This is a genomic window from Pseudomonas putida, assembly GCF_025905425.1.
Lineage (GTDB): Bacteria > Pseudomonadota > Gammaproteobacteria > Pseudomonadales > Pseudomonadaceae > Aquipseudomonas > Aquipseudomonas putida_AF.
Genome location: NZ_CP109603.1, coordinates 4,309,781 through 4,327,521, shown reverse-complemented (window position 1 = coordinate 4,327,521; position 17,741 = coordinate 4,309,781). Strand labels below are relative to the sequence as shown.

Here is a 17,741-nt window from a genome sequence, read left to right as displayed (position 1 = left end):
GCCTACAGCACTGCTTGAGCGGCTAACAGCTTGCGAAGCCGCACACGGTCCGGCTTACCGGTGGGCGTCAACGGAATCCGCTCAAGCACTGCGATACCGGCACAGATGCCGAGTCGCTCCAGCCCCCCGGTCAGATCGGCCAACCGCTCATGGGCGTCAGCCGTACTGGCCTGCACCACCACCTGGGCGCGACGACGATCCTGCTCGTCCACCAGTATCACCACCCCTTCGAACTTCATGGCCTGTGCAATCTGCGCTTCGAGGGCAGGTGCGAACTGGGTACCTTGTTTCGTCAGCAGCGCATCGCTTGCGCGGCCCATGGGCATCAAGCTGCCGTCGGCCAGGCGCCGGGCGATATCGCCGGTGGCATAGGCGTGGTCTTCGCAGGGAATGGGCGCTGGCGGGAAGTACCCAGAGCCACGGTGCGAGGAGCGAGCGATCACTTCACCCACCTCCGGTTGTGCAGGGTCCAGAGGCTCCAGCGTCACCTCGACATCGCCCACCGGGCGCATGCCGCAGCCGACCTGCAGTTTTGGCGCGAAGTTGGCCAAGATCATGCCGAACTCCGTTGAGCCATAGATCCGCCTGAGGTGCACGCCCAGGTGGCGCTCGCATTCAAGCACCACATGATCATCCAGGTAGGTGCCGCCGCAGAAGGGTTTGCTCAGCGCCGGCAGGCGGATGCCACGGCTCTGCGCGGTACGGGCCAGTTCCAGGTATTGCGACGGCAGTGCACTCATCACACTGATGCGCTGTTCGTGCAGAGTGCGCAGGGTGTTCTCCACCTGCGCCGCATCGCCCAGATACAGCGTGGCGCCCGTCAGCAAGGCCGGGAATACATGCAGGTCCACTGCGTGCCCGCCATCCAGGGTATGAATGTTCAGGTAGCGCGCGCCGGCGTCGAGGCCGGCGCTCTCGACCCAGTGCATGATTTCTCGGTACAGCCGGTCCTGGCGCCACAGCGCAAGCTTTGGGGTGCCGGTGCTACCTGAGGTTTCCTGCATGCGCATCAGCCCGGCGCAGTCCCGCCAGGCTGGAGTCTTGATGTTTACAGGTGTTGGCGATTGCAGGGTGAAGCCTGGCACGCCAAGGCCAGCGGGCACGATGCCGGCTTCGGTAATCAGTAGGGAGGCACCGACCTGGCCCAGGCGCATGGCCCGCTGATGAATGCTGCTGGTCACGCTCACAGGGCAATGAATGAGCCCAAGGCTGGCCATGGCAAACAGCAGCGCGACATAACCCGTGCTGTTTTCCAGTTGCGTGGCCACCACGTCGCCTTCACGCAGGCCTGCGGCGTGCAGCCTGGCGCGCAATTGGTCGATGTCCTGCAGCAATTCGCCATAGCTGCGGGTTTTGCCATGGCTGTCGACGACCGCCGGATAGTCACGATGGCGCGCAACCATGCTAAAGAACTGTTGCTGGAACATGCAGGGGTCTCCTTGAGGGTCAGCCGAAATACAGCTTCAGGTGTCTTCCCGTGCCGTCCATGTGCAAAGTAGTGCCGCCTGCCGGTGCAGGCTGGTGCCACGCTAGTAAATAGGTTGCGCGCGCTGCCTGGTACCTCCCAGAACAGGGAGGTTGTGGCCGCGCCGGCAACTGAATAGTGTCTGCGACCGTTTGCGTCGCGCGTGTATCTCGTCGGCGGACATTACTCGCACGTTGATTTCAAAGTGCCATGTAACTATCTTATCGACCCACCTGAATGAGGGAGTCGATATTCCCTCGCGTGTTGTCTCGACATGAGACCACCGTCAAACGGTGTCTACGAGGAAGGGAATGGCCCTACTGGTGATGGATGAGCTGCTGCAACTCAGCGAAATGGAGCGCTTTGAGGACTGGCTGGCTCACCTGAAAATCTTGACCCGCAAGCTGGGATATTCGAACTTTCTGATCGGTCTCAAGCCTGCGCCCACTGACGCCAATCAGCAGGTGCTGATTTACAGCGATTACCCTGATGCGTGGCGTACCCGTTACGATGCCGAGTCTTACGCTGCGGTTGACCCGGTCGTTCAGCATTGCCTGAATGCAAACCGGCCCTTGCTGTGGGACCGGGAAAACTACTGCCGTCCCTCTGAATCGGAATTCTTCGAGGAAGCCGCGGCACATGGCTTGGAGCAAGGGCTTGCGCTGCCCTTGCATGGCCCGCGAGGCGAGGCAGGCATGCTCTGTCTCAAGCCAGACGAGAGCGGCGCGCAGGCGGCGGTCGCGATGATCCAGTCCTTGCCCATGGCGACCCTGCTGCGCGATTACGCGATGGAGGGGATGCTCAGGGCGCGCATTGAGTGCTCCGCGCCGGTACACCTGACGAGCCGGGAAAAAGAAGTGCTGCAGTGGAGCGCGGCAGGCAAGACGACCTGGGAAATCTCGATGATCCTGTCGTGCACGACCTCGGCCATCGACTTCCACTTCAAGAACATCCGCCGCAAGTTTCAGGTCAGCTCGCGTCAGATGGCGGTGCTCAAGGCCATCCAGCAAAAATCGATCACGCCTTGAGTGCTACTTCGGGCGTTGCGCCAGGTCGCTTTCCTCAAGGCGGCCGCTGAGGTACAGGCGCAGCAGGATGTATACCGGGGCGGGGACTTGGCTGGTGCATTCGATGCGGCTGGCGCAGGCCTGGCTGATGCCGAATCTTGACCAGAACTCGGTCTGGCTCTGCTTGAGCCCCAGGCGCAGGCTGATGGCTTGATGGGCGACCTCGCGCACAGCTGAGGTATTGAGTAGCTTCATCGGGAATCCATCCTGCAAAAGCCGAAAAATTAACAAGCCTGATTAACTTCGGCCACCTCCCAAATTAGGTAGGATTTTATTTATTCAGCGTGAATATACCGTGGGCGGCAACTCCAACCCCTGCCGGTATTTGCCACTATGCTTATCTCCATTGATCGCCGCACGAACATCGACCCACAAGCGCTGAATGCCATGCATAAACTTCGGGCGCGTATTTTCAAAGTTAAGAAGATGTGGGACATTCCGCTGATCAATGACATGGAGATCGATGGTTACGATGCACTCGACCCCTATTACATGATCATCAACCGCAATGACGATGAGGGCTATGTGTGTGGTTGCTGGCGGATACTGCCGACCACCGGCCCGAACATGCTGGCGCATACGTTCCCTGAGCTGCTACATGGGCATCCTGCGCCTTGCTCCGACACAATCTGGGAGCTTAGCCGCTTTGCCATCGAGCTGCCTGACGGCAATCGGTTCGGTTTCTCGCAGGGCACCACGCAGGCCATTCATGCCATCGTCAACTATGCCGTCGATTGTGGTGTAAAACAGTTTGTCACAGTGACCACGGTAGGGGTCGAGAAGATGTTGATTCGTCTGGGCCTGGATATCAGCCGCTTCGGCCCAGCGTTGCAAATTGGCGTTGAGCGGGCGGTAGCGCTGCGCATCGAGTTGAATGAGAAGACCACGGCAGCCTTGGAAACAGCAATTAATAGCAACTGCCATTGAGTGGCTGTTTGCTGGGATCCGGTGTTTTATCAATACGTTGCACAGTCAGCTAAATGCCAAGCGCTCTGCGTGCCCATAAAAAAAGCACCCCTAGGGGTGCTTCTTTAAATGCAATTCGCGCTTAGCGCTTCATGCTCTCTGGCAGGTGCGGCTGGATAGCCGTCAGTACCGCTTTGAAACACTTGATGTTGCCAGCGACGATGTGGCCCTTGTCGAGGAAGTCATGGCCACCGTTGAAGTCGCTTACCAGGCCGCCTGCTTCCTGAATCAGCAGTACGCCTGCAGCCATGTCCCACTCGGACAGGCCCGACTCCCAGAAGGCATCGAAACGGCCAGCGGCGACGTAAGCCAGGTCCAGGCTGGCGGAGCCCGCGCGGCGGATGCCGGCAGTTTGGCCAGTCAGGGCGCGGAACATGCCCAGGTAGTTGTCCAGGCCGTCCATCTGGCTGTCACGGAACGGGAAGCCGGTACCCAGCAGGGCGCCGTCCAGGCTGGTGCGCGAGCTGACGCGCAGGCGACGACCATTGAGCTGGGCGCCACGGCCACGGCTGGCGGTGAATTCTTCCTGGCGAACCGGGTCGAGAACCACAGCGTGCTCAAGGCGGCCACGGTATTTGCAGGCGATGCTGACGGCGAAGTGAGGGATGCCACGCAGGAAGTTGGTGGTACCGTCCAGTGGGTCGATGATCCACAGGTAGTCCTTGCCTTCTTCACCGGTGCCCGCGTGCATGCCGGTCTCTTCACCCTGAATGGAGTGGTTCGGGTAGGCCTTGCGCAGGGCGTCGACGATTTTCTGTTCGGCGGCGCGATCGACTTCGGAAACGTAGTCCTTGGCCTCTTTCTCATCGACCTTGATGCTATCCAGGCGTTCGATGGAGCGGAAAATCAGTTCACTGGCGCTGCGAGCGGCGCGCAGGGCGATATTCAGCATAGGCTGCATGGGCGGGTCACCTGGAGATGTTAAAGAAGAAAGCCGATCATTCTAGCAGAAATCTTTGACGGCAGAAGTGTCACATTTGCTTTCATGGCGTTACGTCTGTCGGTTCTGTAAGATCGAAGCCCCTGATATCTGCCTCTGAGAGCACAACACCGTGCTGCAAAATATTCGTGTTGTTCTGGTCAATACCAGCCACCCCGGCAACATCGGCGGCGCTGCGCGTGCCATGAAAAACATGGGCTTGTCGCGTCTGGTGCTGGTGCAGCCGAAAGAGTTTCCCGCTGCCGAAGCCAGTGCGCGTGCCTCGGGCGCCGACGATGTGCTGGGCAACGCCCAGGTCGTCGACAGCCTGGAGCAGGCGCTGGTCGGCTGCAACCTGGTGATGGGCACCAGTGCCCGCGAGCGCAGTATTCCCTGGCCGCTGATCGACCCTCGCGAATGCGGGGCCAAGGCTGTGGAGCATGCGCTGGGCGGCGAGGAAATCGCCCTGGTGTTCGGTCGCGAGCACGCCGGCCTGACCAACGAAGAACTGCAGCGATGTCACTTCCACGTGCACATTCCCTCGAACCCCGACTTCAGCTCGCTGAATCTGGCTGCCGCTGTCCAGGTGCTCTCTTATGAGGTGCGCATGGCCTGGCTGGCGGCCGAGGATGCACCGGCCAAAGTCGAGAAGGTCGACGCCAGCGAGCTGGCGACCATGGACGAAATGGAGCTGTTCTACGACCACCTGGAAAAGACCCTGGTGGACATCGGCTTCCTTGACCCCGAGAAGCCCAAGCACCTGATGGCGCGCCTGCGCCGGTTGTATGGGCGAAGCTCCGTCGAGCGTCCGGAAATGAGCATTTTGCGCGGTATCCTCACCGAGACCCAGAAAGTGGCTCGGGGCGAACCGCATAAAAGGAAGGGCTGACAGATGTTCGAACGTCTGCGTGAAGATATTCAAAGCGTATTCCACCGTGACCCCGCTGCGCGCAACGCCTTTGAGGTGCTGACCTGCTACCCCGGCATGCACGCCATCTGGCTGCACCGGCTTGGCAATGCCTTGTGGACGCGTGATTTCAAATGGCTGGCCCGGCTGGTGTCGAACTTCGGGCGCTGGATGACCGGGATCGAAATCCACCCCGGCGCCACCATTGGCCGGCGCTTCTTCATCGACCACGGCATGGGCATCGTCATTGGCGAGACCGCCGAGATTGGCGACGATGTCACGCTTTATCAGGGCGTGACCCTGGGTGGTACCAGCTGGAATAAAGGCAAGCGCCATCCGACCCTGGAAAACGGCGTGGTGGTGGGGGCGGGGGCCAAAGTGCTGGGCCCGTTCACGGTCGGTGCCGGGGCCAAGATCGGCTCCAACGCCGTGGTCACCAAGGCGGTGCCGGCAGGGGCGACCGCCGTCGGCATCCCAGGCCGCATTATCGTCAAAAGCGAAGAGACCGAAGTCGAAGCCCGGCGCAAAGCCATGGCCGAGAAGATCGGCTTCGATGCCTATGGCGTCAGTGGCGACATGCCCGACCCGGTTGCGCGCGCCATCGGCCAGATGCTCGACCATCTGCAAGCGGTCGATGAGCGCCTGGAAGGCATGTGCGGTGCGCTGACCAAAATGGGCAGTGACTACTGCGCCAAGGAGTTGCCGGCACTGCCGGAAGACGATTTCACCGAAGTTGCCCAGGGCGCCCAGCGCGACACTCAGTCGCATTGATCGCGCCGCGCTGAAATCATAGTGACATACGGGGCGTGTGCTCACGCCCCTCGTCTGCTACAATCGCGCCCGCCTCCCGACGCAAAACCCGACTAAAGCAGTAGGTCTAATAGTTGACTTAAATGCTCGGGAATCGCATACTCGCTCACATCCTGTAACTCCCGTGGTACCCAATAGCCATGCGACTGACTACCAAAGGCCGATACGCCGTGACAGCCATGCTTGACCTGGCGTTGCACGCGCAGCATGGGCCGGTGTCTTTGGCCGACATTTCCGAGCGCCAGGGCATTTCCCTCTCTTATCTGGAACAGCTGTTCGCCAAGCTGCGCCGCAGCAGCCTGGTATCCAGTGTGCGCGGTCCAGGCGGTGGCTATCAGCTGTCGCGGGGCATGGAAACCATCCAGGTGGCGCAGGTCATCGACGCGGTCAACGAATCGGTCGATGCCACCCGTTGCCAGGGCCTTGGGGATTGCCATGCCGGTGACACCTGCCTGACCCACCACTTGTGGTGCGATCTCAGCCAGCAGATCCATGAATTCCTCAGCGGCATCAGCCTGGCCGACCTCGTCAAGCGCCGTGAGGTGCAGGAAGTCGCCCAGCGCCAGGACCTGCGTCGTGTCGCAGGCCGATCCGCCCAGTTGGACAAGATTGAGACGTCCGCCGTCGACTGACCTTTATGAAAGCGACGAGCGACGCCACCGCCTGATAGGAGATATCCATGAAGTTGCCGATCTACCTCGATTACTCCGCGACCACCCCGGTCGATCCCCGCGTCGCCCAGAAAATGGCCGACTGCCTGCTGGTCGACGGGAACTTCGGTAACCCGGCTTCGCGCTCCCACGTCTTCGGCTGGAAAGCCGAAGAAGCGGTCGAGAACGGTCGTCGCCAGGTCGCCGAACTGATCAACGCCGATCCGCGCGAAATCGTCTGGACCAGCGGTGCCACCGAGTCCGACAACCTCGCACTCAAAGGTGTCGCGCACTTCTATCAGACCAAGGGCAAGCACATCATCACCTCCAAGATCGAGCACAAGGCGGTCCTGGACACCGCTCGCCAGCTCGAGCGTGAAGGTTTCGAAGTCACCTACCTGGAGCCAGGCGAAGACGGCATCGTCACCCCGGCCCAAGTCGAGGCCGTGCTGCGCGACGACACCATTCTGGTCTCGCTGATGCACGTCAACAACGAAGTCGGCTCGATCAACGACATCGCCGCCATCGGTGAGCTGACCCGCTCCCGCGGCGTGCTGTTCCACGTCGATGCCGCCCAGTCGGCTGGCAAGGTCGAAATCGACCTGCAGAAGCTCAAGGTCGACCTGATGTCGTTCTCGGCGCACAAGGTCTACGGCCCTAAAGGCATCGGCGCGCTGTACGTCAGCCGCAAGCCGCGTGTCCGTCTGGAAGCGATCATCCACGGTGGTGGCCATGAGCGCGGCATGCGTTCGGGCACTCTGCCGACTCACCAGATCGTCGGTATGGGCGAAGCCTTCGCCATTGCCAAGCAGGAAATGGCCAGCGAGAACGCGCGCATCAAGGCCCTGAGCGACCGCTTCTTCAAGCAGGTCTCGGACCTTGAAGAGCTGTACGTCAACGGCAGCCAGACTGCCCGCGTGCCGCACAACCTGAACCTGAGCTTCAACTACGTCGAAGGCGAGTCGCTGCTGATGTCCCTGAAAGACATCGCCGTATCGTCCGGTTCGGCCTGTACCTCCGCTTCGCTCGAGCCGTCGTACGTACTGCGTGCTCTGGGCCGCAACGACGAGCTGGCGCACAGCTCGATCCGCTTCTCCTTCGGTCGCTTCACCACTGAAGAAGAAGTCGACTACGCCGCGCAGAAAGTCTGCGAGGCCGTTAACAAACTGCGTGAGCTGTCGCCGCTGTGGGATATGTACAAAGACGGCGTTGACATCTCCAAGATCGAGTGGGCCGCCCACTAAGCAGTCGCCGGCAAGAGCGGCTCCCTGATGAGGAAGGAATTGCACCATGGCATACAGTGAAAAGGTCATCGACCACTACGAAAACCCACGTAACGTCGGCAAGATGAACGCCGAAGACCCGGATGTCGGTACCGGCATGGTCGGCGCGCCGGCCTGCGGTGACGTGATGCGTCTGCAGATCAAGGTCAACGAGCAGGGCGTCATCGAAGACGCCAAATTCAAGACCTACGGCTGCGGTTCGGCCATCGCCTCCAGCTCCCTCGCCACTGAGTGGATGAAGGGCAAGACCCTGGACGAAGCCGAAACCATCAAGAACACCCAGCTGGCCGAAGAACTGGCGTTGCCGCCGGTCAAGATCCACTGCTCGGTACTCGCCGAAGATGCCATCAAGGCAGCCGTACGCGATTACAAGCAGAAGAAAGGCTTGATCTAAGTCGCCTGTTGCGAGGTAAGGAGTTCCGATGGCTATCAGCATGACAGAAGCCGCCGCCAACCATGTGCGGCGTTCCCTCGAAGGGCGCGGCAAGGGCGAAGGTATTCGCCTGGGCGTGCGCACCACCGGTTGCTCGGGCCTGGCCTATGTGCTGGAGTTCGTCGACGAATTGGCTGACGAAGACACGGTCTTCGAGAACCACGGCGTCAAGGTGATCATCGATCCCAAGAGCCTGGTGTACCTCGACGGTACCGAGCTGGACTTCGTCAAGGAAGGGTTGAACGAAGGCTTCAAGTTCAACAACCCCAACGTGCGCGGTGAGTGTGGCTGCGGCGAAAGCTTCAACGTCTGAGGCTGGCTGTGGGTACTCCTTGTCATTTCGCACTGTTTGACCTCCAGCCAAGCTTCCGCCTGGATCTCGACAAGCTGGCCACTCGCTATCGCGAGCTGGCCCGCGAAGTCCATCCCGATCGCTTTGCCGACGCTTCCGAGCGTGAGCAGCGCGTTGCGCTGGAAAAATCCGCGGCCCTCAACGACGCCTACCAGACCCTGCGCAGTGCGCCGCGCCGAGCCCGCTATCTGCTGGCCATCGGTGGCCACGAAGTGCCCCAGGAAGTCACGGTCCACGACCCCGACTTCCTGTTGCAGCAGATGCAGTGGCGTGAAGAGCTCGAAGAGCTGCAGGACGAAGCCGACCTTGATGGTGTTGGCGTGTTCAAGAAGCGCCTCAAGGTCGCTCAGGACACGCTGAACGAGGATTTCGCCGCCTGCTGGGATGTCGCAGACGAGCGCGAGAAGGCTGAACGCCTGATGCGCCGCATGCAGTTCCTCGACAAGCTCGCCCAAGAAGTGCGCCAACTGGAAGAGCGCCTCGACGATTAACCCGGTGTCTCCCGTGATGACGCCTAAGGTATTCAGATAAGCATGGCCCTACTGCAGATCGCCGAACCCGGTCAGACCCCTCAGCCGCACCAGCGCCGCCTGGCGGTGGGTATCGACCTGGGTACCACCAATTCTCTGGTCGCTGCCTTGCGCAGCGGTCGTAGCGAGCCCCTGCCCGATGCGCAGGGTAATGTCATTCTGCCGTCTGCGGTGCGCTACCTCGAAGGGCGCAGCGAAGTCGGGCAGGCTGCGCGCGATGCCGCTTCCAGCGACCCACTGAACACCGTGCTGTCGGTAAAGCGCCTGATGGGGCGTGGTCTGGCCGACGTCAAGCAGTTGGGCGAACAGCTGCCGTACCGCTTCATTGGCGGTGAGTCGCACATGCCGTTCATCGACACCGTCCAGGGGCCGAAAAGCCCGGTGGAAGTGTCCGCCGACATCCTCAAGGTACTGCGTGAGCGCGCCGAGCAAACCCTCGGTGGCGATCTGGTGGGGGCGGTGATCACCGTGCCGGCCTATTTCGACGACGCTCAGCGCCAGGCCACCAAGGACGCCGCGCGCCTGGCAGGCCTCAATGTGCTGCGCCTGCTCAACGAGCCGACCGCAGCGGCCGTGGCCTATGGCCTGGACCAGAACGCCGAAGGCGTGGTGGCCATCTATGACCTGGGCGGCGGTACCTTTGATATTTCCATTCTGCGCCTGACTGCCGGCGTCTTCGAAGTCCTGGCCACCGGCGGCGATACCGCCCTGGGCGGTGATGATTTCGACCACGCCATCGCTGGCTGGATCATCGAGCAGGCAGGCCTTTCCTCCGACCTAGACCCGGCGACTCAGCGCCAGTTGCTGCAGGCCGCGTGCGCCGCCAAAGAGGCCCTGACCGATGCCGACGTGGTCAGCGTCAGTCACGGCGCCTGGCAGGGCGAGCTGAGCCGCGCAGCCTTCGAAGCCATGATCGAGCCCTTGATCGCCCGCAGCCTCAAGGCCTGCCGCCGCGCTGTGCGCGACAGCGGCGTCGAGCTGGAAGAAGTCGGTGCGGTGGTCATGGTTGGCGGTTCGACCCGCGTGCCACGCGTACGCGACGCCGTCGGCACGCTGTTCGGCCGTACCCCGCTGACCTCCATCGACCCCGATCAGGTGGTGGCCATCGGTGCTGCCATCCAGGCCGACACCCTGGCTGGCAACCGCCGCGAAGGTGGTGAGCTGTTGCTGCTCGACGTCATCCCGCTGTCCCTGGGGCTTGAGACCATGGGCGGGTTGATGGAGAAGGTGATCCCGCGCAACACCACCATTCCGGTGGCGCGCGCGCAGGAGTTCACCACGTACAAAGATGGCCAGTCGGCCATGATGATCCACGTCCTGCAGGGTGAGCGCGAGCTGATCAGCGACTGCCGCTCCCTGGCGCGCTTCGAGCTGCGCGGCATTCCGGCGATGGTTGCCGGTGCCGCGAAGATCCGCGTGACCTTCCAGGTCGATGCCGATGGCCTGCTCAGTGTCGCTGCCCGCGAACTGGGGTCGGGCGTCGAGGCCAGCATTCAGGTCAAGCCGTCCTACGGCCTGACCGACGGTGAGATCGCTCGCATGCTCAAGGATTCCTTCGAGCACGCAGGCAGTGACAAGCAGGCGCGTCAGCTGCGTGAACACCAGGTTGACGGCGAACGCCTGCTCGAAGCGGTACAGGGTGCCTTGGACGCCGACGGCGAACGCTTGCTCAGCAGCGAAGAGCGCGAAGCCATCGAATTCCAGATGCAAGAACTACGTGATTTGCTGACCGGCACCGATGGCCCCGCCATCGAGCAACAGACCAAGCGTCTGTCGCAGGTGACCGATGCATTTGCCGCCCGTCGCCTTGATTCGACGGTCAAAGCCGCACTGGCCGGGCGCAACCTGAATGAGATCGAGGAGTAACCGATGCCGCTGGTGACATTCCTGCCGCACGAGAAGTTCTGCCCAGAAGGGCTGACCGTGGAGGTACCGACCGGGACCAACATCCTGGAGTTGGCCCACGATCATCACATCGAGATGGAAAGCGCCTGCGGTGGCGTCAAGGCCTGCACTACTTGCCACTGCATTGTTCGCAAAGGTTTCGACTCGCTCGAGGAAGCCGACGAGCTCGAAGAGGACATGCTGGACAAGGCCTGGGGCCTGGAGGCCCAGTCGCGCCTCGGCTGCCAGGTGGTCGTCGGTGATGAAGACCTGACCATCGAGATCCCCAAGTATTCGCTTAACCACGCTGCCGAAGCGCCCCACTGAGGATTTTTGCATGAGTCTGAAATGGGTTGATGTACTTGAGATCGCCATCCAGCTTGCAGAAAGCAAGCCGGACGTCGATCCTCGTTATGTGAATTTCGTCGATCTGCACCGCTGGGTGCTGGCATTGCCTGACTTCAGCGACGATCCGTCACGCGGCGGTGAGAAAGTGCTCGAGGCCATCCAGGCGGCCTGGATTGATGAAGCCGACTAAGTGCGACGCTGCAGGTTAGGCAATCCCCTTGAACCCGCGTATAATTCGCGGGTTTAATTTTTCGCAACACTCATATTTCTGGAGTTTTCCATGGCTGTTCAACGTACTTTCTCGATCATCAAGCCTGACGCAGTTGCCAAAAACGTCATCGGCAAGATCACCACTCGCTTCGAAGACGCCGGCCTGAAAATCGTTGCTTCGAAAATCAAGCAACTGTCCAAAGCCGAAGCCGAAGGCTTCTACGCTGAGCACAGCGAGCGCGGCTTCTTCGGCGACCTGGTTGCCTTCATGACTTCCGGCCCGGTTGTTGTTCAGGTTCTGGAAGGCGAAAACGCCATCGCTCTGAACCGTGAGCTGATGGGCGCTACCAACCCTAAAGAAGCTGCTGCCGGCACCATCCGCGCTGACTTCGCCGAGTCGATCGACGCCAACGCCGTTCACGGTTCGGACTCCGAAGCTGCTGCTGCTCGCGAAATCGCTTACTTCTTCGCTGCTACCGAGGTAACCACTCGCTAAGCGAAAGCTTACGGGTGAGGGTGAATCCATGACGACATCTACTGGCAAAATCAACCTGTTGGGCCTGACCCAGCCGGAAATGGAACAATTCTTCGACTCTATCGGGGAGAAGCGCTTCCGTGCCGGCCAGGTGATGAAATGGATTCACCATTTTGGCGTCGATGATTTCGCCGCCATGACGAACGTCGGCAAGGCCTTGCGCGAAAAGCTCGAGGCTGTTGCCGAAATTCGCCCTCCGGAAGTGGTCAGTGAAGACATTTCCGCCGACGGCACCCGTAAATGGGTGATCCGCGTTGCCTCCGGCAGCTGCGTCGAGACCGTCTACATTCCAACCGACGACCGCGGTACCCTCTGCGTCTCGTCGCAAGCCGGCTGCGCCCTGGACTGCAGTTTCTGCTCCACAGGCAAGCAAGGCTTCAACAGCAACCTCACCGCCGCCGAAGTAATCGGCCAGGTATGGCTTGCCAACAAATCCTTCGGGACCGTCCCGGCCAAAGTCGACCGCGCGATTACCAACGTGGTCATGATGGGCATGGGCGAGCCTCTGCTGAATTTCGACAATGTCATCGCCGCCATGAAGATCATGATGGATGATCTGGGCTATGGCATTTCCAAGCGTCGCGTCACCTTGTCCACCTCGGGCGTGGTGCCGATGATCGACGAACTGGCCAAGCACATCGACGTGTCGCTGGCGTTGTCGCTGCACGCGCCGAACGACGAGCTGCGCAACCAGCTGGTGCCGATCAACAAGAAGTACCCGCTCAAAGTGCTGCTGGAATCGTGCATGGGCTACATGGCCACCCTGGGTGGCAAGCGCGTGCTCACCGTCGAGTACACCCTGCTCAAGGACGTCAACGACCAGCCCGAGCACGCCGCACAGATGATCGAACTGCTGCGCGACGTGCCGTGCAAGATCAACCTGATCCCGTTCAACCCGTTCCCGCACTCCGGTTACGAGCGCCCTAGCAATAACGCTATCCGCCGCTTCCAGGACCTGCTGCACCATGGTGGCTTCAACGTCACCACCCGCACCACCCGTGGCGAAGACATCGACGCCGCCTGTGGTCAGCTGGTCGGCCAGGTCAACGACCGCACCCGCCGCAGCGAGCGCTACATCGCCGTGCGCCAGCTGTCTGCCGACGCCGAGCTGCAAGACAGCGCTGCGCGCCACTGACCGAGAACCCCGCCATGAGCCTGCGCGCCGCGCTGTCGATCCTTGCGCTTTTGCTGCTGGCCGGCTGCGTGTCGGGTGGCGCGAACGACCCACTGGCCAGCCGCCAGGGGCGGGTAGAGGCGGGTAGGGCGTATGTGCAGCTTGGTCTTGGGTATTTGCAACAAGGTTTGACCGAGCAGGCGAAGGCGCCGCTGGGCAAAGCCCTTGCCCTGGACGGCAGTGATGCCGGTGCACATGCTGCGCTGGCACTGGTGTTCCAGGCTGAAGGTGAGCCGGCCCTGGCCGAGCAGCACTTTCAAAAAGCCCTGCAAGTCCGCCCGGATGACACGCGAATTCGCAACAATTACGGCAGTTTCCTTTATGCTCAGGGGCGTTTTGCCGAGGCCAAGCAGATGTTTCGCCTGGCCAGCGCCGATACCCTGTATCCTGAACGCTCCCGCGTGTACGAGAACCTTGGTTTGACCGCCCTGAAGCTCGAGCGTCGAGACCAGGCGCACGCGTATCTGTTCAAAGCGTTGCAACTCAACCCACGGCAACCCAAGGCGTTGCTGGAAATGGCTGAGTTGTCCTACGAAAACAGGCATTATGTGCCTGCCCTGGACTACTACGATCGTTTCAGCCGGTTGAGCGACCCTGACGCCCGTAGCCTTCTGCTGGGTAGCCGCCTTGCCCGGGTATTCGACGAGCAGGGCACAGTGGCCGACCTGGGCCAGCAATTACAACGACTTTATCCCGGTACGCCGGAATATCAGCAATACCTGTCGGAGCAACGATGAACGCCGCGCATCCCGAAGTAGCAGTAGCGCCTGGCCAGAACCCCGGTGAGCTTTTGCGCCAGGCCCGTGAGAAGCGGGACTGGTCACAAGCCGAGGTAGCCCGCAAGCTCAACCTCACTGTGAGTTCGTTGAACCACGTGGAAACCGGCGCCTTCGACAAGCTGCCTGGGCATACTTTCGCCCGCGGCTATATCCGCGCCTATGCCAAACTGATGGACCTGGACCAGGCCGCTCTGGTCGAGGCTTTCGACCGTTACACTGGCACCCACGCCAAGGGCAGCGAAGTGCATTCGCTGGGCCGCATCGAAGAGCCCGTGCGTCTGTCGCACAACATCCTGCGCGGCGTCAGCCTGTTGCTGCTGGTGGCGGTGGTCGGCGGCGGTTTCGTCTGGTGGCAGGACCAGGGCAGCCTGCGTGGCAAGGACCTGGCCAAGATTGCCCTGGAGCACGTCGAGGTCGAAAGCGCCGACGGCACCACGCAGATCCACCCGCTGGACGAGCCTGAAGACCAGGCCGTGAGCGCAGGCCAGCAACCCGAGAGCGCACCGTTGCCGCTGGAGCAGGCCGCTGGCGAACAGCCGGCTGCCGCTGCCGAGCAAGCACCCGCCAGCCCTGCGCAAACCCCGGCTGCAACGCCCGCGCCGGCGCCGCAAGCACAAGCGCCAGTGGCAGCCATAGCGCCAACGCCAACGCCAACGCCCGCTCCGGTAGCACCTGTGGCCGCGGCCCCCGTTGCTGTTGCACCGGTGGTAGCCGCCGCTCAGCCGGCTGCGCCTGTCGCAGTGCCAGCCGGTAGCGCCAAGGTCGCGATCCAGTTCGTTGCCGATTGCTGGACCCAGGTCAGCGACGGCAACGGCAAGGTGCTGTTCAGCGCCGTCAAGCGCAAGGGCGACAACCTGGAACTGACCGGCAAGCCGCCATTCTCGGTGCGCCTGGGCTTTGCCCGTGGCGCCCAGGTCAGCTACAACGGCCAGGCCGTCGATGTTGCTCCGTTCACCAGTGGCGAGACCGCTCGCCTGAAGTTGGGACAGTAAGTCATGCACGGCGAATCTCCGATCAAACGTCGCGAATCCCGCAAAATCTGGGTCGGCAATGTGCCGGTGGGTGGTGATGCGCCCATCGCGGTGCAAAGCATGACCAACACCGACACCAACGATGTCGACGCCACCGTGGGGCAGATCCAGCGTCTGGTCGATGCCGGTGTCGATATCGTGCGCGTCTCGGTGCCGGACATGGACGCCGCCGAGGCGTTCGGCCGTATCAAGCAACGGGTGAGCGTGCCGCTGGTCGCCGACATTCACTTCGACTACAAGATCGCCTTGCGAGTGGCCGAGCTGGGCGTTGACTGCCTGCGCATCAACCCGGGCAACATCGGCCGTGAAGACCGTGTACGGGCTGTGGTCGATGCGGCCCGTGACCGCGGTATCCCGATCCGTATCGGCGTCAACGCAGGCTCCCTGGAAAAGGACCTGCAGAAGAAGTACGGCGAGCCAACCCCAGCTGCGCTGGTCGAGTCGGCGTTGCGCCATGTCGAGCACCTGGACCGCCTGGATTTCCAGGACTTCAAGGTCAGCGTCAAGGCCTCGGACGTGTTCATGGCCGTCGAAGCCTACCGCCTGCTGGCCAAGCAGATCATCCAGCCTCTGCACCTGGGCATCACCGAAGCCGGTGGCCTGCGTTCGGGGACAGTGAAATCCGCCGTCGGCCTCGGTATGCTGCTGGCCGAAGGCATTGGCGATACCATTCGTATCTCCCTGGCCGCCGACCCGGTCGAGGAAGTGAAAGTCGGCTACGACATCCTCAAGTCGCTGCACCTGCGTTCGCGTGGCATCAACTTCATCGCCTGCCCAAGCTGCTCGCGGCAGAACTTCGATGTGGTCAAGACCATGAACGAGCTGGAAGGGCGCCTGGAGGACCTGCTGGTGCCGCTGGACGTCGCGGTGATCGGTTGTGTGGTCAACGGCCCCGGTGAAGCCAAGGAAGCCCATGTGGGGCTGACCGGCGGTACGCCGAACCTGATCTACATCGACGGCAAGCCAGCGCAGAAGCTGACCAATGACAACCTGGTCGATGAGCTGGAAAAGCTCATCCGCCAGAAAGCGGCCGAGAAGGTCGAGGCCGACGCGGCGCTGATCGCCCGTGGCTGACACACAGCATTCGTAAGGACTTTTCGTGAGCAAATCGCTGCAAGCCATCCGTGGCATGAACGACATCCTGCCAGAACAGTCGCCTCTGTGGCGCTACTTCGAGGGCACCGTGGCCGGCCTGCTGGACACCTACGGGTACAGCCAGATCCGCACGCCGATCGTGGAGTTCACCGAGCTGTTCAAGCGCTCCATCGGTGAAGTGACCGACATCGTCGAAAAAGAGATGTACACCTTCGAGGACCGCAACGGCGATTCGCTCACCCTGCGCCCCGAAGGCACCGCCGCCTGCGTGCGTGCCGTGCTGGAGCATGGCATCACTGGCAATGGCCAGGTGCAGAAGCTTTGGTACATCGGCCAGATGTTCCGCCACGAGCGCCCGCAGAAGGGCCGCTACCGCCAGTTCCACCAGATCGGCGTGGAAGTGTTCAACCTCGACGGGCCGGACATCGACGCCGAGCTGATCATGCTGACCTGGCGCCTGTGGGGCCTGCTGGGCATCCAGGACGCGGTCAAGCTCGAGCTCAACAGCCTGGGCACCAGCGAAGCGCGTGCGCGCTACCGTGATGCGCTGGTCGAGTTCCTCTCGGCACGCCTTGAGCAGCTGGACGAAGACAGCCAGCGTCGCCTCAAAAGCAACCCGCTGCGCATCCTCGACAGCAAGGACCAGAACACCCAGGCGGTGCTGGTCGGCGCGCCGAAACTCGAAGACTACCTGGACGAAGCGTCCCGCGTGCACTTCGAAGGCCTCAAGGCCCGCCTTGATGCTGCCGGCATCCCGTTCGTGATCAACACCAAGCTGGTGCGCGGCCTGGACTACTACAGCAAGACCGTGTTCGAGTGGGTCACCGACAAGCTCGGCGCCCAGGGCACCGTCTGTGCTGGTGGCCGCTACGATGGCCTGGTCGAGCAGATGGGCGGCAAGCCGACCACCGGCGTCGGTTTCGCCATGGGTATCGAGCGCCTGATCCTGCTGCTGGAAACCCTCGGCAAGGTGCCTGAGTCGATCAGCCGTCAGGTCGATGTCTACCTGTGCGCCTTCGGCGAGCAGGCAGAACTGGCGGGCCTGCGCTTGTCCGAAAGCCTGCGTGATCGCCTGCCGGGCCTGCGCCTGGTGGTCAACGCCGGTGGCGGCAGCTTCAAGAGCCAGTTCAAGAAAGCCGACAAGAGCGGCGCGCTGTTCGCCCTGATTCTGGGCGACGACGAACTGGCCAAGCAAGAGATCGGCTTGAAGCCCCTGCGTGGCCAAGGCGAACAACAGAACATTGCCTGGGATGCTCTGGCTGAGCACCTGGAAACCGCGGTCGCTCAGGCGTAACGCGGTTCA

21 protein-coding genes are annotated in these 17,741 nt (G+C 61.8%); 18 read left to right on the top strand and 3 right to left on the bottom strand.

Annotated elements, in window-relative coordinates; genetic code table 11:
* Positions 1-2: 2 nt before the first annotated feature.
* Positions 3-1,427 (bottom strand): class I adenylate-forming enzyme family protein, encoded by a 1,425-nt coding sequence (locus tag OGV19_RS19385; protein ID WP_264310222.1) that lies wholly within the window; start codon positions 1,425-1,427, stop codon positions 3-5.
* Between the two features lie 349 nt (positions 1,428-1,776).
* On the opposite strand from OGV19_RS19385, the gene OGV19_RS19380 reads away from it, so the two are divergent.
* Complete coding sequence (locus OGV19_RS19380; RefSeq protein WP_264310221.1) at positions 1,777-2,493, top strand: LuxR family transcriptional regulator; 717 nt, start codon at positions 1,777-1,779, stop codon at positions 2,491-2,493.
* Between the two features lie 3 nt (positions 2,494-2,496).
* Here the strand turns inward: OGV19_RS19380 and OGV19_RS19375 are convergent, their stop codons facing one another.
* Positions 2,497-2,727 carry a hypothetical protein gene (locus tag OGV19_RS19375; protein WP_264310220.1) on the bottom strand — a complete coding sequence of 77 codons (231 nt, stop codon included), beginning with the start codon at positions 2,725-2,727 and terminating at the stop codon, positions 2,497-2,499.
* 138 nt (positions 2,728-2,865) lie between these two features.
* Between OGV19_RS19375 and OGV19_RS19370 the strand changes: the two genes are divergently transcribed.
* Positions 2,866-3,459, top strand: a complete 594-nt coding sequence (locus tag OGV19_RS19370; protein WP_264310219.1) for an acyl-homoserine-lactone synthase — start codon at positions 2,866-2,868, stop codon at positions 3,457-3,459.
* Positions 3,460-3,580: 121 nt separating this feature from the next.
* On the opposite strand, the gene suhB is transcribed toward OGV19_RS19370, so the two are convergent.
* Complete coding sequence (gene suhB / locus OGV19_RS19365; RefSeq protein ID WP_264310218.1) at positions 3,581-4,399, bottom strand: type III secretion system regulator SuhB; 819 nt, start codon at positions 4,397-4,399, stop codon at positions 3,581-3,583.
* Positions 4,400-4,550: 151 nt separating this feature from the next.
* On the opposite strand from suhB, the gene trmJ reads away from it, so the two are divergent.
* The 16 genes from trmJ to hisS all read left to right on the top strand — a co-directional run bounded on the left by trmJ (position 4,551) and on the right by hisS (position 17,732).
* The gene (trmJ, locus tag OGV19_RS19360) at positions 4,551-5,306 is read left to right on the top strand and encodes a tRNA (cytosine(32)/uridine(32)-2'-O)-methyltransferase TrmJ (RefSeq protein ID WP_264310217.1); all 756 of its coding nucleotides are present in this window, start codon (positions 4,551-4,553) and stop codon (positions 5,304-5,306) included.
* Positions 5,307-5,309: 3 nt separating this feature from the next.
* A complete protein-coding gene (gene cysE, locus OGV19_RS19355; protein WP_264310216.1) occupies positions 5,310-6,095 on the top strand; it encodes a serine O-acetyltransferase in 786 nt (261 codons plus the stop codon).
* A gap of 179 nt (positions 6,096-6,274) precedes the next feature.
* Positions 6,275-6,766 (top strand): Fe-S cluster assembly transcriptional regulator IscR, encoded by a 492-nt coding sequence (iscR, locus tag OGV19_RS19350; RefSeq protein WP_027595541.1) that lies wholly within the window; start codon positions 6,275-6,277, stop codon positions 6,764-6,766.
* Positions 6,767-6,813: 47 nt separating this feature from the next.
* Complete coding sequence (locus OGV19_RS19345) at positions 6,814-8,028, top strand: IscS subfamily cysteine desulfurase (RefSeq protein WP_264310215.1); 1,215 nt, start codon at positions 6,814-6,816, stop codon at positions 8,026-8,028.
* A 46-nt stretch (positions 8,029-8,074) separates the two neighbouring features.
* Positions 8,075-8,461, top strand: a complete 387-nt coding sequence (gene iscU / locus OGV19_RS19340; RefSeq protein WP_003248539.1) for a Fe-S cluster assembly scaffold IscU — start codon at positions 8,075-8,077, stop codon at positions 8,459-8,461.
* A gap of 28 nt (positions 8,462-8,489) precedes the next feature.
* On the top strand, positions 8,490-8,813 hold the full coding sequence (gene iscA / locus OGV19_RS19335) for an iron-sulfur cluster assembly protein IscA (RefSeq protein WP_008092567.1): 324 nt from the start codon (positions 8,490-8,492) through the stop codon (positions 8,811-8,813).
* An 8-nt stretch (positions 8,814-8,821) separates the two neighbouring features.
* Positions 8,822-9,343: a co-chaperone HscB gene (gene hscB / locus OGV19_RS19330; protein ID WP_264310214.1), complete on the top strand. Its 522-nt coding sequence runs from the start codon at positions 8,822-8,824 to the stop codon at positions 9,341-9,343.
* Positions 9,344-9,385: 42 nt separating this feature from the next.
* Positions 9,386-11,248, top strand: coding sequence for a Fe-S protein assembly chaperone HscA (gene hscA / locus OGV19_RS19325; RefSeq protein WP_264310213.1), 1,863 nt, complete (start codon positions 9,386-9,388; stop codon positions 11,246-11,248).
* Positions 11,249-11,251: 3 nt separating this feature from the next.
* Positions 11,252-11,593 (top strand): ISC system 2Fe-2S type ferredoxin, encoded by a 342-nt coding sequence (gene fdx, locus OGV19_RS19320; RefSeq protein WP_264310212.1) that lies wholly within the window; start codon positions 11,252-11,254, stop codon positions 11,591-11,593.
* A 10-nt stretch (positions 11,594-11,603) separates the two neighbouring features.
* Entirely contained in the window at positions 11,604-11,804 is a 201-nt protein-coding gene (iscX, locus tag OGV19_RS19315) for a Fe-S cluster assembly protein IscX (RefSeq protein ID WP_264310211.1), read from the top strand.
* 90 nt (positions 11,805-11,894) lie between these two features.
* Complete coding sequence (gene ndk, locus OGV19_RS19310) at positions 11,895-12,320, top strand: nucleoside-diphosphate kinase (protein ID WP_033701183.1); 426 nt, start codon at positions 11,895-11,897, stop codon at positions 12,318-12,320.
* Between the two features lie 28 nt (positions 12,321-12,348).
* Entirely contained in the window at positions 12,349-13,494 is a 1,146-nt protein-coding gene (rlmN, locus tag OGV19_RS19305; protein ID WP_027595547.1) for a dual-specificity RNA methyltransferase RlmN, read from the top strand.
* A 14-nt stretch (positions 13,495-13,508) separates the two neighbouring features.
* Positions 13,509-14,270 (top strand): type IV pilus biogenesis/stability protein PilW, encoded by a 762-nt coding sequence (gene pilW / locus OGV19_RS19300; RefSeq protein WP_264310210.1) that lies wholly within the window; start codon positions 13,509-13,511, stop codon positions 14,268-14,270.
* Positions 14,267-15,304 carry a RodZ domain-containing protein gene (locus tag OGV19_RS19295; protein ID WP_264310209.1) on the top strand — a complete coding sequence of 346 codons (1,038 nt, stop codon included), beginning with the start codon at positions 14,267-14,269 and terminating at the stop codon, positions 15,302-15,304. Before pilW ends, OGV19_RS19295 begins: the two co-directional genes overlap by 4 nt.
* Positions 15,305-15,307: 3 nt before the next feature.
* Positions 15,308-16,417, top strand: a complete 1,110-nt coding sequence (gene ispG, locus OGV19_RS19290; protein WP_027595550.1) for a flavodoxin-dependent (E)-4-hydroxy-3-methylbut-2-enyl-diphosphate synthase — start codon at positions 15,308-15,310, stop codon at positions 16,415-16,417.
* Positions 16,418-16,442: 25 nt separating this feature from the next.
* A complete protein-coding gene (gene hisS, locus OGV19_RS19285; RefSeq protein ID WP_264310208.1) occupies positions 16,443-17,732 on the top strand; it encodes a histidine--tRNA ligase in 1,290 nt (429 codons plus the stop codon).
* Positions 17,733-17,741 lie beyond the last annotated feature (9 nt).